The 13,760-nt window shown below is 63.4% G+C and carries 12 protein-coding genes and 1 pseudogene; 7 read left to right on the top strand and 6 right to left on the bottom strand.

Annotation, left to right across the window (positions count from 1 at the left end):
* Window positions 1-441: 441 nt before the first annotated feature.
* A pseudogene (menB, locus tag QZ656_RS00270) lies at window positions 442-1,280 on the bottom strand (1,4-dihydroxy-2-naphthoyl-CoA synthase).
* 118 nt (window positions 1,281-1,398) lie between these two features.
* Between menB and QZ656_RS00275 the strand changes: the two are divergent.
* The 5 genes from QZ656_RS00275 (at window position 1,399) to QZ656_RS00295 (ending at window position 8,579) form a co-directional block, all read left to right on the top strand.
* Entirely contained in the window at window positions 1,399-1,599 is a 201-nt protein-coding gene (locus QZ656_RS00275; protein WP_291991532.1) for a hypothetical protein, read from the top strand.
* Window positions 1,600-1,608: 9 nt separating this feature from the next.
* Complete coding sequence (locus QZ656_RS00280; protein ID WP_291991533.1) at window positions 1,609-4,410, top strand: sensor histidine kinase; 2,802 nt, start codon at window positions 1,609-1,611, stop codon at window positions 4,408-4,410.
* A gap of 157 nt (window positions 4,411-4,567) precedes the next feature.
* Window positions 4,568-4,936, top strand: coding sequence for a response regulator (locus QZ656_RS00285; RefSeq protein ID WP_291991534.1), 369 nt, complete (start codon window positions 4,568-4,570; stop codon window positions 4,934-4,936).
* Window positions 4,937-7,135 (top strand): exonuclease domain-containing protein, encoded by a 2,199-nt coding sequence (locus QZ656_RS00290; RefSeq protein WP_291991535.1) that lies wholly within the window; start codon window positions 4,937-4,939, stop codon window positions 7,133-7,135.
* On the top strand, window positions 7,116-8,579 hold the full coding sequence (locus tag QZ656_RS00295) for a DUF294 nucleotidyltransferase-like domain-containing protein (RefSeq protein WP_291991536.1): 1,464 nt from the start codon (window positions 7,116-7,118) through the stop codon (window positions 8,577-8,579). The genes QZ656_RS00290 and QZ656_RS00295 overlap by 20 nt, the downstream gene beginning before the upstream one ends.
* 127 nt (window positions 8,580-8,706) lie before the next feature.
* Here QZ656_RS00295 and QZ656_RS00300 read toward each other — a convergent pair whose 3' ends face one another.
* From QZ656_RS00300 to QZ656_RS00310, 3 genes are all read right to left on the bottom strand, one after another.
* Window positions 8,707-9,132 (bottom strand): thioesterase family protein, encoded by a 426-nt coding sequence (locus tag QZ656_RS00300; protein ID WP_291991537.1) that lies wholly within the window; start codon window positions 9,130-9,132, stop codon window positions 8,707-8,709.
* 143 nt (window positions 9,133-9,275) lie between these two features.
* Window positions 9,276-9,452, bottom strand: a complete 177-nt coding sequence (locus QZ656_RS00305; protein WP_291991538.1) for a hypothetical protein — start codon at window positions 9,450-9,452, stop codon at window positions 9,276-9,278.
* An 84-nt stretch (window positions 9,453-9,536) separates the two neighbouring features.
* A complete protein-coding gene (locus tag QZ656_RS00310; protein ID WP_291991539.1) occupies window positions 9,537-9,764 on the bottom strand; it encodes a hypothetical protein in 228 nt (75 codons plus the stop codon).
* A 134-nt stretch (window positions 9,765-9,898) separates the two neighbouring features.
* Between QZ656_RS00310 and gcvA the strand changes: the two genes are divergently transcribed.
* A complete protein-coding gene (gene gcvA, locus QZ656_RS00315; RefSeq protein WP_291991540.1) occupies window positions 9,899-10,855 on the top strand; it encodes a transcriptional regulator GcvA in 957 nt (318 codons plus the stop codon).
* Window positions 10,856-11,203: 348 nt separating this feature from the next.
* Here the strand turns inward: gcvA and QZ656_RS00320 are convergent, their stop codons facing one another.
* Window positions 11,204-11,653, bottom strand: a complete 450-nt coding sequence (locus QZ656_RS00320) for a phasin family protein (protein ID WP_291991541.1) — start codon at window positions 11,651-11,653, stop codon at window positions 11,204-11,206.
* 303 nt (window positions 11,654-11,956) lie between these two features.
* On the opposite strand from QZ656_RS00320, the gene QZ656_RS00325 reads away from it, so the two are divergent.
* Window positions 11,957-13,354, top strand: coding sequence for a wax ester/triacylglycerol synthase domain-containing protein (locus QZ656_RS00325; RefSeq protein WP_291991542.1), 1,398 nt, complete (start codon window positions 11,957-11,959; stop codon window positions 13,352-13,354).
* 42 nt (window positions 13,355-13,396) lie between these two features.
* Here the strand turns inward: QZ656_RS00325 and QZ656_RS00330 are convergent, their stop codons facing one another.
* Window positions 13,397-13,723 (bottom strand): hypothetical protein, encoded by a 327-nt coding sequence (locus tag QZ656_RS00330; RefSeq protein ID WP_291991543.1) that lies wholly within the window; start codon window positions 13,721-13,723, stop codon window positions 13,397-13,399.
* Window positions 13,724-13,760: the final 37 nt, after the last annotated feature.

Raw genomic sequence — 13,760 nt, forward strand, 5'->3', positions numbered from 1 at the left:
CGAACCTTAGGCGCGGCGCCGCCGCTGGCGCGCGGGTTTCCGGCTGCGAGTTCGCGAACGGCCCGATTGACTTTCACCCGACGCTCCTTGATCACTGTGATTATCAACAGTATAACGCAGCTGCCTGGTCGGGCGGGTCGGCCAGCCCGCTCAGACCGGGTCGGCGCGGGTGATCGTGGAGAAAACGATTGGCGCTCCCGGCGTGAAGCCCAGTCCCGCTGCAGCGGCTAGCGTCAGGCGGCCAGCGGCGATTGCCGGGGGTGTTCCGGTGTCGTCGAGAAGCCACGTCGATGTCGCCAGGTCGTGCGCCAGGCCGTTGTCCAGAGCGGCCGCCAGCTGCGCCGCGGCGGTGACGGCGAGCGTTGGCCAGTGAGCCTTGGCCCTGGCTGATCCGTGTTCAGTACTTAGCCAGGTCGCGAGCGGCAGCGGCGCGTTCGGCCGCTAAGGGCGTCGCCGGTACTTCGAAAAATCCGCGGGGCGCTTTTCGAGCCAAGCATTGCGGCCTTGCTGGCCTTCTTCGGTGATGTAGAACAGGCCGGTGGCCTTGCCGGCGAGTTGCTGGACTCCCGCCAGAGCGTCGGTATCGGCGTTGAACCCGGCCTTGATCATGCGCAGTGCCATCGGCGACAACAGCAGCATTTCGCGGCACCAGCGGACGCTTTCCTCTTCGAGCTCGGCCAGTGGCACGACGGTATTCACGAGCCCCATCGCCAGCGCTGCCGGCGCGTCGTACTGCCGACAGAGCAAGCAGATTTCCTTGGCCCGCTTCATGCCGATGGTTCTTGCCATTAGACCGGCGCCGAGGCCGGCGTCAAAGCTGCCGACGCGCGGTCCGGTCTGGCCAAAGCTGGCGTTGGCGGCGGCGATCGTCAGGTCGCAGACCAGGTGCAGGACGTGCCCGCCGCCGATCGTGTAGGCGGCGACCATCGCCAGCACCGGCTTCGGGCAGCGGCGAATCTGCATCTGCAGGTCGAGGACCTTGAGGTGCGGCATCCCCGATTCGTCGTGCTAGCCGCGTCGTTGCCGCCTACGGTCTGGTCGCCACCCGCGCAGAAGGCCTGGTGTCCGGCGCCGGCAAGAATGATCACGCCGAGCTCGGGATCGAATTGCGCCCGCTGCATGGCATCAATCAGCTGCTGGATGGTTTCCGGTCGAAAGGCATTGCGTCGCCCGGGCCGATTGATGACAATGCGGGCGATGCCCTCGGCAAAGTCGCAACGAATATTGGAGTAGGCTTGGCCGGTGGCGCGTCGCTGCCAGTCGAGAGCGGCGCGGACCATCTGGGTGGTTTCCTCAACGAGGGGGCGACGGCGGGCGGTATGGCTGTCGATTGACGATGGAGCGGAAGCGGCCGCTGCGGGCTTCCGGCAGCAATCACTTTCGCGCTGGGAGGGTGACATGCATCGCAGGATACTCGCTGGTGATCGACTGATCGCGGCCTTCCTCACCGGCTGCGCGTTGTTCAATTACCCACTGCTGTCGCTGTTCGACCGGCCGACCGAGGTTTTCGACATGCCGGTGCTCTATGCCTACATTTTTGCCGCCTGGGCGCTGGTCATTGCCTTGATGGCGTGGGCCGTCGAACGGCCTTTCAAGTAGCTGGCGGCGATGCTTGAAGCCCCGGTAGTCATTGCCGCCTCGCTGCTCTATCTCGGGCTGCTGTTTGCCGCCGCGTGGTGGGGCGACCGGCGCGCCGATCAGGGACGGTCGATCATCGCCAACCCGACGATCTACGCCTTGTCGATGGCGGTCTACTGCACGACCTGGACCTTCTATGGCAGCGTCGGTCGCGCCGCCGTATCGGGAATCGGCTTCCTGCCGGTATACCTGGGTCCGACGCTGGTGATGTCGCTCGGCTGGATCGTGCTGCTCAAGATGATTCGCATCGTCAAGGCCAACCGCATCACGTCGATCGCCGATTTCATCTCCTCACGCTATGGCAAGAGCCATGGCCTCGGCGGCCTGGTGACGATTATCGCCGTGGTCGGGATCATTCCCTACATTGCCCTGCAGCTGAAAGCCGTCTCGAGTACCGTCAGCCTGTTGCTCAGCTATCCGGAAATCGTCATGCCGCATCGCAGCGCGACGATACCGGTAGTCGCCGACCTGAGCTTCTACATTGCCCTGATCCTGGCGGCATTCACCATCGTTTTCGGCACCCGTCATCTCGATGCCACCGAACGCCACGAAGGGATGGTGGCGGCGATTGCCCTCGAATCCGGTGTCAAGCTGGTCGCTTTTCTGGCCGTCGGCATTTTCGTCACCTACGGCATCTACGACGGCTTCGGCGACATCTTCGACCACGCCGCGGCGCAGCCACAACTGCAACATCTGATGACCGCGACTCCGTCCGGTACCGGCTATAGCAGCTGGTTTTCGTTGATTATTCTGTCGGGACTGGCGGTTCTCTTCCTGCCACGGCAGTTCCAGGTCGCGGTCGTCGAGAACGTCAACGAGGCGCACCTGAAGCGCGCGGTATGGCTATTCCCGCTGTATCTGCTGCTGATCAATATCTTCGTCTTGCCAATTGCGCTTGGCGGTTTGATGCACTTCGCCGGGCAGGGCGTCGATGCTGATACTTTCGTACTCACGTTGCCGATGTCGCAGCGCCAGGAAGGCCTGGTTTTGCTGGTCTTCGTCGGTGGCCTGTCGGCAGCGACCGGCATGGTCATCGTCGAAACCATCGCGCTGTCGACGATGGTCTGCAACGACCTGGTGATGCCGATGCTGCTGCGCCACAAGCGCGCCGCGCTCGACGAGTCGAAGGACGTTTCCGGTCTGCTGCTCAATATTCGTCGTGGCGCCATCGTCGCCATCCTGCTGCTTGGTTATCTCTACTTCCGGCTGGCGGGTGAGGCCTACGCGCTGGTTGCCATCGGGCTGATCAGTTTCTCTGCGGTCGCCCAGTTTGCGCCGGCGTTGATTGGCGGCATGTATTGGCGAGGCGGTACCCGCGGTGGCGCGCTCGCCGGCCTGTCGGCCGGCTTCGCGGTCTGGGGCTACACCTTGTTGCTGCCTTCGTTTGCCAAGTCCGGCTGGCTTCCGGGTGATTTTCTGACGCAGGGTTTGTTCGGTGTCGAGCTCTTGCGACCGCAGCAACTTTTTGGTCTCACCGGCCTCGACGGGATTTCGCATTGTCTGTTCTGGAGTTTTCTGGCCAACATCGGTGCCTACGTCGGGGTGTCGCTGGTCAGGCCGCCGATGGTCGCCGAGGCCACGCAAGCGACCTTGTTCGTCGACGCGCTGAGCGAATCCGGGCAGGGTGGTGCCGTGTTGTGGCGCGGCCGCGCGCAAGTCAATGACCTGCAGGAACTGGTCGGCCGCTTTCTCGGTCCGGCGCGTGCGCAAACGGCATTCGCCGCTTTCGCGCGCCGGCAGGGCGGCTCGGGCAGCAGTGGCAGCAGTGGCGACGGCCGGCCCGAGGCCGACGCCAAGCTGGTGCAGTTCGCCGAGTCGCTGCTCGCCGGTGCCATCGGCAGCGCATCGGCGCGGGTGATGGTTGCCTCGGTGGCCAAGGAGGAGCCGCTGAGTATCGAAGAAGTGATGCATATTCTCGACGAAGCGTCGCAATTGCGCACCTACAGTCGTGAACTCGAGCGCAAGTCGCGCGAGCTTACGGCGGCAACGCTGGAACTGCAGGCGGCCAACGAGCGCCTCCAGGAGCTTGATCGCGTCAAGGACGACATCATGTCGTCGGTGACGCACGAATTACGCACGCCGCTGACGTCGATCCGCGCCTTCTCGGAACTGCTGCGCGACGATCCGAAAATGCACCTGGCCGATCGCGAGCGTTTTCTCGGCCTGATAGTCGGCGAGACCGAGCGATTGACGCGACTGATCAACCAGACTCTCGACCTGGCAAAGATCGAGTCGGGCAGGGCTGACTGGAACGGTTGCGAGCTCGACCTGAAGGAAGTTATCGAGCAGTCGATCGCCGCGATCAGCCAGTTGGTCCGTGAGAAAGAGGCGCACGTCGAGGTCGATCTGCCCGATAATCTGCCACTGATTCTTGCTGACCGAGACCGCCTGATCCAGGTCATGCTGAATTTGTTGTCCAACGCCGTGAAATTCCTGAAGCCGGGCAGTGGCCGGATTCGCGTCACCCTCGCTCTGCTCGCCGACGGACTGGAAGTCGGCGTTGCCGACAACGGGCCCGGGATCCGCCCGGAAGATCAGCAACTGGTTTTCGAGAAGTTCCGCCAGGTCGGGGACACGATGACCGCCAAGCCGTCGGGTACCGGCCTGGGGCTGCCGATCAGTCGCCGCATTGTCGAGCACTTCGGCGGCAGGCTGTGGGTTGAAAGCGTGGCGGGTGAGGGCGCGACGTTTCGTTTTACCTTGCCTTTTGCGGTGGTGCAGCAGCCCGCCGCAGTCGTGCCGGAGGCCGGGACGGGTGGTTCGTTGTCGTGAGAGTCGCCGTCGGCGATCTGCGAAGCTCTCTTTTTGCGCGCGCGGGCGAAATGTCGGGGAAAAGTCGGGGAAGAGGGAAACGGTCGTGAGTCGCATGTTTTGGGGTGTATTGACAAGTCATGACCGTTAAGGTCGGTCATTCATGAGCGGAGTATTGATGAGCAAGAAAATTCTGATTGCCGACGACGAGCAAAACATTGTCATTTCGATCGAGTTTCTGCTGCGCCGGGAGGGTTTCGAGGTGCTGATCGCAGGCGATGGCGAAGAGGCTCTGGCGAAAGTGCGTGCCGAGAAACCCGATCTCGTCCTGCTCGACGTGATGATGCCCAAGATGAATGGTTTCGACGTCTGCCAGGCGATGCGCGCCGATCCCGAGCTGAGCGCCACGCGGATTCTGATGCTCACCGCCAAGGGACGCGACACCGAAGTCAGCAAGGGTCTCGGCCTCGGTGCTGACGGTTACATGACCAAGCCCTTCTCGACCAAGGAGCTGCTCGCCGAGGTGCGAAAGCTCCTGGAGATGTAGATGCCAGCACCGCGCAAGTTGCTCCTGGCGGCGGCGTTCGGCTGCCTGTTTGTGCTTGCCGTGGTACTGGCGACGGCGACCGTGATGCGGCTCACGGAAGGTGATGCGGGCGGCGGATGGTCGCCAGGGGGAAGGATTTTTCTGCTATTGCTGCTGACGCTGGCCGGCTGTGCGCTCAGCTACCGGCTAATTGCCCTCCTGTACGCGCGCTATGTGAACGCGCCGCTACGGATGGCCGAAGACCTGGCGGCGATGACTGCCCACAGTGGGTTGCGCCTGCCCGAGGCGGCCAGCGAAGAGCTGCGCGCGCTGGCGTTGGCGGCCAACCACCTGCTGGCCAGCCGCGACGCTCTGGAGAGCGACGTCGCCGAGCGCGTGCGCGAGGCGCGCGCTTCGCTCGAGGAGGAACGCAGCCGCCTGGCGGCGCTGATGGCCGATCTCAGCCAGAGTGTGGTGGTCTGCAATCTTGATGGCCGGGTGTTGCTCTACAACCAGCGTGCCAAGCGTGAGCTTTCGGAGGGGCCCGACGGCAGCAACGCCGAATTGCTCGGTCTCGGGCGTTCGATTTACCGAGTCTTTGACCGGGCGCTCATCGAACATGCGCTGGAACGTCTGCAGCCGGCCGCCGGCGACCTTGCCGGCGCGGCTGACGACGGCAGGAAAGCGATCGGCTCGGCGCAGTTCGTCACCGCCACCCGCGCCGGTCGCCTGTTACGTGCGCACATGTCGCCGGTGCTCGGCAGCGATGGTCAGGCCGGAGTGCGCGTCGGCAACCTGGCGGTCAGCGGTTTCGTGTTGGTGCTCGACGACGTGACGCAGACCAACGAGCGGCACGCGCGCCGCGACGAGTTGATCCAGTCGCTGATCGAGGGCGGACGCGGTCCGCTGGGCAGCCTGCGGGCGGCTGCCGAAATGCTCTCCGATTTCGCGGACATCGCGCCGCGGCAGCGCGACCGCTTCCTCGGCGTCATCCGCGACGAGGCGAGCGCACTGTCGGCGCAGTTCGAAAAAGCAGCGGCGGCGTTTTCGAATGACTTGCGCGAGCGCTGGTTGCTTGAGGAGATTCTCGGCGTCGAGCTGCTGGCAGTGGCCGCGCGGCGGATCGGCGAGCAGCGCAGCGGCGAGCAGCGCCGGCTGGTGGTCAAGACGGAGAACGTCGATGAAAGCCTGTGGCTGCGCGTGGACAGCTTTGGTTTGCTGCAGGCCTTGCGCTATCTGGCGTGGCGCCTGCAGGACGAGTACGAGGTTCGCGACGTGCGCCTGTCGCTGCAGCGCAGTGGTCACCTGGCGCAGCTCGACCTCTACTGGGTCGGCACCTTCATGAACAACGAAGTGGCGATGAGCTGGTTGCAGGATTCGATGAGCGTTGACGGCGAGTCGTCGCCGCTCAGCGTCGTCGATGTCGTCGAACGCTGCAATGGCGAGGTCTGGTTCCAGCGCGAACGCGTTTCTCACCGTGCCTTTTTCCGGACCATGCTATCGGCGGCCGAGGCTCCGAAGGAGCTTCCCAGTGCGATCATCCCGGCTAGCGACGGCGAGCGTCCCGAGTTCTATGACTTCGATATCTTTCGCTGGTCGGCGGGCAGTCACGAACTCGATGATCGGCCGCTCGCGGAGTTGTCCTATACGGTCTTCGATACCGAAACGACGGGCTTGCAGCCTTCAGCTGGCGACGAGATCATCCAGATCGGTGCGACGCGGATCGTCAACCGCCGCCTCTTGCGCCACGAGTGCTTCGACCAGTTGGTCGACCCGCGTCGCCCGCTGTCGCAGGAGTCGGTCAAGGTGCACGGCATCACCCGCGATCTGCTCGCCGGGCAGCCGGTGATCGCCGTCGTTCTGCCCACTTTTCACGCTTTTTGCGCCGACACGGTGATGGTCGGCCACAACGCCGCCTTCGACATGCGCTTCCTGCAACTCAAGGAAAGACAGAGCGGTGTGTGTTTCGACCACCCGGTGCTCGACACCCTGTTGCTGTCGGCGGTCCTGCACCCCAACCAGAGCACGCACCGGCTGGAGGCGATTGCCGAGCGCCTGGGCGTGTCGGTGTTCGGGCGCCACACGGCGCTTGGCGACGCCATGGTCACTGGCGAAGTCTTTTTGAAGATGCTGCCCTTGCTCGCCGAAATGGGGATCACCACCCTGCGGCAAGCGCGTGAAGCGAGCGAGAGGACCTACCATGCCCGACTCAAGTATTGAGCTGAACGCACGCGTTGCGCCGTTCTCGCCGTATGTCGCGCTACGGCATCTGGTCCGCAGTCTGCCCCTGACGGTCGGCCCGTCGACCAGTGTGCGCGAGACCTTGCTGCTGCTCGACAGAACACATGGCGACGCCGTCGTGGTGGTCGACGCGACGAATCGCGTGCCCTTGGGCATCATCACCTTGCACGATGTCGTGCGGCGCGTGGCGCTTGAGGCCGGCGATCTGCAAGCGCCGATCGCGGCGGTGATGACCAGCGGCCTGATTACCGTGCCGGCGGATAGCACCGCGCATCAGGCGAGCGTGATAATGGTCCGGCGCGGCGTTCACCATCTGGTACTGGTCGAAGCCGACGGCAGCTACTTCAATATCGTTTCGCAAACCGATCTCTATACCTTGCCCGGCGCGCAAAGCACCGACCTGGTGACGTCGATTCTGGCGGCGCGTGATCTTTCGACGCTGGTCACCCTGGCCGGTGAAATACGCGCACTGGTTGGCCGCATGGTCGCCGAGCGGGTGAGCGCCGACGCGCTCTGCAACCGACTTTCGTCGCTCAACGATCTGCTCACGCTGCAGGTGATCGAACTGGTCTCCGGCCAGTTCGATCTACCGTACGTGCCATGGTGCTGGCTGGTTTTTGGCTCCGAGGGGCGACTCGAACAGACGCTCGCCACCGATCAGGACAATGGCCTGATCTTCGCCGCCGACTCCGATCAGCAGGCAGCGGTCCTGCGCGAGGCCTTCGCACCTTTCGCCTGGGCCGTCAATGAGGCCCTCGACGCCTGTGGTTTCCCCTTGTGCAAAGGTCATATCATGGCCAGCAACCCGCAGTGGTGCCTGTCGGCTGACGAATGGCGGGCGGCTTTCTCCGGCTGGCTGGAGAGCCCACAACCCGAGGCGGTGCTGAATTCGAGCATCTTCTTCGATCTGCGTGGGCTTTACGGCAACGAGACGCTGGCCAACGATTTGCGCAGCTGGCTGCTGGCCAGGGCGCACTTGTATCCGATCTTTCTGCGGGCAATGGTCGACAACACGCTCAACTGGGAGTCGCCACTCAACTGGTGGAAGGGCTTCCGCACCGCTCTCGACAAGGAATTCCCGCATACCATAGATTTGAAAAAGCACGGCTCGCGACCCTTCGTCGACGCGGCGCGGGTCTGGGCTTTGGGGCGGCAGATACCCGATACCAATACCGTCGAGCGCCTGCGCCTGGCCGGCGAGCAGATCGGCATCGCGGCGTACGACATGGCGGCGCTGATCGACGCTTTTCAGCACATTCAGCGCCTCAGGCTGGAGCAGCAGGTGAGCGGCGGCGAGGAGGCGCTTGCCAACCGCGTCGATCCCGACGAGTTGCACGAACTCGATCGCCTGATCCTCAAGGAGTCGTTCAAACAGGTCGGCTATCTGCAGAAGCGCCTGATTCGCGAGTACGCGCCGGGCTAAGCGCCTGATTTTCGGCCGTCTTCAAGGTGCGACAAGCGGCGCTTGGTCGAATCCGGCCACTATTGTCGTAACACGGAAGACGCGCGCAACGACCAGCAAGGTGGCGTGTTCTTCGCGAGGAAACGCCCTAGCTTTCAGCGCGGATGCGAAAGTTCTCTGGCACGCCGGTGACCCGGCGCGTCGCATAGTCGAAAAAGACGATGCCGGTCTTGCCGCGTGCCACTTCGCGTTGGCTCGACTTTTCATGCATCCGCCACAGCAAGTCGCAGCCCTTGCTGGCGAAGTCGCTGGCGCGCAGTTCAACGACCATTACCTCGCCGTGAAAGGCCTCGGATTTGTACTGCACGGCGGCGTCGGCGACAACGATGCCGACGCCTTCGATATTCACCTCGCTATAGCCAAGCGACTGGAAGAAGCGCGCTCTGGCCTCGGACACTACCGACAGCAGCAGGGCGTTGTCGAGGTGCCCGGCGAAGTTCATGTGGCTCAGATAGAGCGTGATCTCGGTCGAGTAGGTGAAGTGTTCGGGGAGTTCGATGTGTACTCTGGGCATGGCTTGGTCCGCGACGGCTGGATGGGAAGTGGCATCGTACTTCGCGGCCTTGATCATGTCACGGCCGCTGGCCGCCAGCCCACCATCATCCGGTGGGCGGCGGCCAGGTACGCGGGTAGGCGCGTTAGCGGCAGGCTTCGGCGCTACGCCCTGCTGGCATCGACCCGCAGGGTCTCGACGAGCTTCTCAAAGCCTCTGGCGGCCCAGTCAAGGACTTTGCTGGGCAGTGTGGCGAACAATTCGCCGATGGCGGCATTGCGCTCTCGCGTTGCACGGGCAATGATCATCGTCATCTGCTCGTGGCTAAGGGAGGGTTTCATTTTGTATCGTATTCCTGTGCTGTTCTGAACTGTTGAAGCTGGTTTCAAAGGATTTTGCTACGGGTGCCTGGTCGCGATCAAAGATCAAACGAAGGCCGAAGTGTCGAAGGAGTTGGTGTGGCGGCCTTCGCTGTTCAGGTGATAGCCCGCCTGCTGCGCGGGTTTCGCCTGCGTGTTGTTGGTGCCTCTTTCGATCCAGTCAAACAGCTTGTGAAGGGTCATCGCGATGAGCCTGCCAAGGGCGATAGAACGCTCGTTTCTGGCGTGTTCAATGTGCATGGCGATCTGGTCATGGTTGAGGTCGGTTTTCATTTTGGGTTCCTTCTGTCCTTGCGTTGTTCTCGCGTTGTTGTCTGTTGGCGAGAGGTCAGGTGCCACTGTATTTCTTTGCCGGGGGGCCGGCAAACGATCAAATGTCAGCCGATGCGTGAGAATATCTCAGCCATATGACTTACCGCCTGCCCCCCCTGAGTTCGCTGCGAGCCTTTGAAGCGGCGGCGCGCCACTTGAGTTTCAAAGACGCCGCGGCCGAGCTTGCGGTGACCCCGACGGCGATTAGCCACCAGATTCGTGGCCTCGAGGAATACCTCGACCTGTCGCTTTTTCACCGGCTGACGCGCGCCCTGGAGCTGACCAGCGAAGGCCGGGCAATGCTGCCGAAGGTGCGCGAGGGTCTGGAGTGCTTTGCGGCGGCGATCGAGAACACGCGCCAGCACGCCGGCGGTGGTCGTCTCGTCGTCACCTCGCCGCCGGCTTTTGCCGCCCGCTGGTTGATGCGCCATCTACCGGACTTCACCGCCGCGCACCCCGAGGTGCGGCTGCACATGGCAACCTCGCTCGACGCCATTGACGCCAGCGATGGCGCGCACATCTCGGGGCTTGCCACGGTCGACCTGCGTGACGATGAAACCGAAACCTTCATTCGCTACGGTCGTGGCCAGTATGATGGCTGCCGGGTCGACCGCTTGTTCGCGCCGGTGTACACCGCCGTATGCAGTCCGTCGCTGCTAAGAGGAATGCGGCCCCTGAACGCGCCGGCCGATTTGCGGCGCCACAATCTCCTCCACAACGAGTCGGTCACCGACCTGCACGACCGTCCGAACTGGGGGCAATGGCTGCAGGTCGCCGGCGTCACCGGCATCGACGCCGAAGCGGGAACGCGGATCAGCGACCCCGGCCTGGTTCTCTCGGCAGCGATCGATGGCCTTGGCGTTGCCTTGGCGTCAAAGCCGCTGATCGAGGCCGAGGTGGCCGCGGGTCGCCTGGTGATCCCGTTCGATATCGTCATCCGCCGGTTGCAGGCTTATTACCTGGTCGTTCCAGAAGCCGTCGCCGATCGACCGGTGGTAAGCACCTTTCGCGATTGGCTGCTCAGCGAAGCGGCGAAGGTTCGACAGGAGTAGGTCGGCCGCTGCCACGCCTTCGCGCTCGGCGGTCGCTGTCGAGCAATGATCTGGAGGCGCTGGCCGTCGTTGCTGCGCTATCGCACCGTCGCTTCTGCCGACGGCCTCAACGCTCACGAAAACTGACCCTTTTTCGCTCACGGAAATTGACCCACCGTTGGCGCGCGCCAACACCCAGGTTTTCGCCTCGGAGCGGGGTCAAGGGCGGGCTGCGGTTTTTGCAGCCCGGCGCAGCGTACCCTTGACGCCGTGTAGAGGCGAGTACGCTCGGGAATGGCTGTGTGCGCGGCATTTTCGCGCGCAAAGCCATGACTACTAGGCGGGTCCGGTTTTGTGAGCAAAAGTGGGTCAATTCCTGAGAGCGTCAAGGGACGGCTGCTCGAGCCGCTCTGCGGGCTTGGCGGGCTTCGCCCTGGCCGGCACGGCAGTGAGCTTTTGCACCTCGGAGGTCAGCTGCAGCAGGCGCTTCGAGATCTGCCCGACGTCACGCTTGCTGGCCGGTAGCAGGCCATCGAGCGGCCGAGCAATCCGCCTGGCGAGCAGCTGTTCGCCGCGATCGATGGTCGCCGATGCGTCGCTCATCAATTCAGCGGACTTTTCGTCGATCTGACGGCGCGCCCGGGGTCTGAAGGCCTGGCCTTCACGAACCAGCATGGCAAAGGTCTGCACGCCGCTCCGGGTGGCCAGCGAGTAGGCGCCGAGGCCAAAAAGCCACAGCTTGCGTGCTGATTCGCGGGCTTTCAGCAGCAGTTGTTCATTGCTGGCCCGATCGACCAATGTAGTCAGTGTCGTGCTCATGGTGTTTCTCCTTTATCCGATTGGACATGAATGTTCTTGTAGTTGCCAAGGTAGCTAGCGAGAGAAAGTCTAGCGATGATGGCTAGAGGGCACACACTAAATGGCTGGGGGTTTTCCGCTAAAACGCTGTTCCAGTGATGCTGTATCCTTGGCAGGCCATGCGCCGGGGACTGACCGAGCCTGGCTGGTGGACGGCCAGTGCGGCGGCGGCGCTGAAGCGGTTTTCAGGTGTCATCGGCGTGAATCATATAGCGCGTTCGCCAGCCAGGGCGCAGCACAGAACAAAGGGCGAAGGGAGTCTCGATGAACAAACTGTCCTTGCTGGACGTGGCCTTTTTCGTAGCCGAGTCGGCGGCTAGCCCGAAGCACGTCGGTGGCTTGATGATCTGCAAGCGCCCGGCGCGGTCGCGGAGCGCCTTCGTCGCCGATCTCTATCAGGAGTTGCTGACTTTCACCGACGTCGAGGCGCCGTTCAACCGCGTCATTCACTTCTCGCTGACCGGCATGCCGACCTGGCAAGATGTCGCTGCGGTGGATCTCGAACAGCACGTTTTCTACCACCGGCTGCGTCGCGGCAAGAACGGGCGACACGATCTCTACGGTTTGGTGGCGGAGCTTCATCAACCGATGCTCGACCGTTGTCGTCCCCTGTGGGAACTGCATGTCATCGATGGCCTCAGCGACAGGCGCTTTGCGCTGTACGTCAAGATGCACCACGCCAGCGCCGACGGCGTGACGATGGTGCGTTGGGCGGCGGAATCACTGGCCTCGTCGGCCAGCGATCTGGAGCTGCGGCCGATGTGGTCGGTCGCGCGCTGTGCCGCCGTGCGAAAGGAAAAGCGGCTCAAGGAGAAGATGACGCAGTCGCTGCTCGGCGACCTCGCCGGCGCTGGCAAGCGTTTCCTGGGGATCGGCCGCCTGGGCGCGATGCTGCTTCTGGAGAGCGTCAAGCTGACCAAGAACGCCATCTCGCTACCCTTCGTCGCCGACGGCAACACGCCGCTGACCGGGCAGGTTACCGCCGGTCGCCAGTTCGCGACAGCCAGCGTGACCATGGCGCGGGTCAAGGCGATCTGCGCCCGGACGCGGTCGACGCTCAACCACGTCGCGCTGACCTGCCTCGATGGCGCCCTACATCGCTATCTGGCCGACGAGGGAGTCGATCTGCAAAAACCGATTACCATCCAGATGCCGGTCAATTTGCGTAAAGATGGCGAACACGGCACCGGCAACAAGATCGGCATCATCCAGGTCGAGCTGTCGCCGCCAACCGACGACCCCTACGTGCGCCTGCGCAACATCGGTTTTTCGTTGCGCAATGTGCGGACGATGATCGATTGCGTCGCGCCTGACGCGATCGAAGCGTACACCTTGATCACCGGTGTCGTCGGACAACTGGCGGAAATGCTCGGCCTCAGCGACCGCTTGCCGCCGACCGGCAATACCCTGGTATCGAACATCCCGGGGCCGCGCGAGTACCTGTACATCAAGGGCGCCAGAATGGACGAGCTGCATCCGATCAGCACGTTGCCGGCTGGCAATCTGTTGAACATCACGCTGTTCAGCTACGCCGGGCAACTGTTCTTCGGATTGATCGCCACCGACGAGCTGCCCAACCTCGAGCGCTTGAGCGGCTACGTGGCCGAGGCCTTCAGCGAGCTCGAGCAATCGGTTCTCGACGCGCACCAGGCCGCTCACTGAGCGGGCCAGTCGGGGCAGGGCGCGCGCAACGCCACGCCCGCCTCATTCGATCATGCCGAGGCGGCCGTTGTGACTGCCCATGTACCCGTAGCGGCCCTGCGCGTCGATGATCGCTGCGGCAGCGCGCCAGGCGTGCTGCCGTAGGTCGAACCGCCGGCCGAGAACGCCGTCGTTGGTCAATACACGCTGCCCAGCAGGCAGCGAACCAGCCGCGAGTTTGCCATTACCGTCACCCTGGCCGCGGGCCTGCGCGACGATTGCTGGCGACTTTTCCGCGCGCTGCGACGCCGCTGCTGGCAACTTTCCCGAGGTCGGGCGATGCCGCCGCGTCGGCAGGCGCAGCACGGTGTCAGCAGAAAATTCAGACAAAAAAAGACCGGGTATTGCACCCGGTCAAATGCTCGGT

Origin of the sequence: Candidatus Accumulibacter sp. ACC003 (genome assembly GCF_907163085.1) — a bacterium.
Taxonomy (GTDB): Bacteria; Pseudomonadota; Gammaproteobacteria; order Burkholderiales; family Rhodocyclaceae; genus Accumulibacter.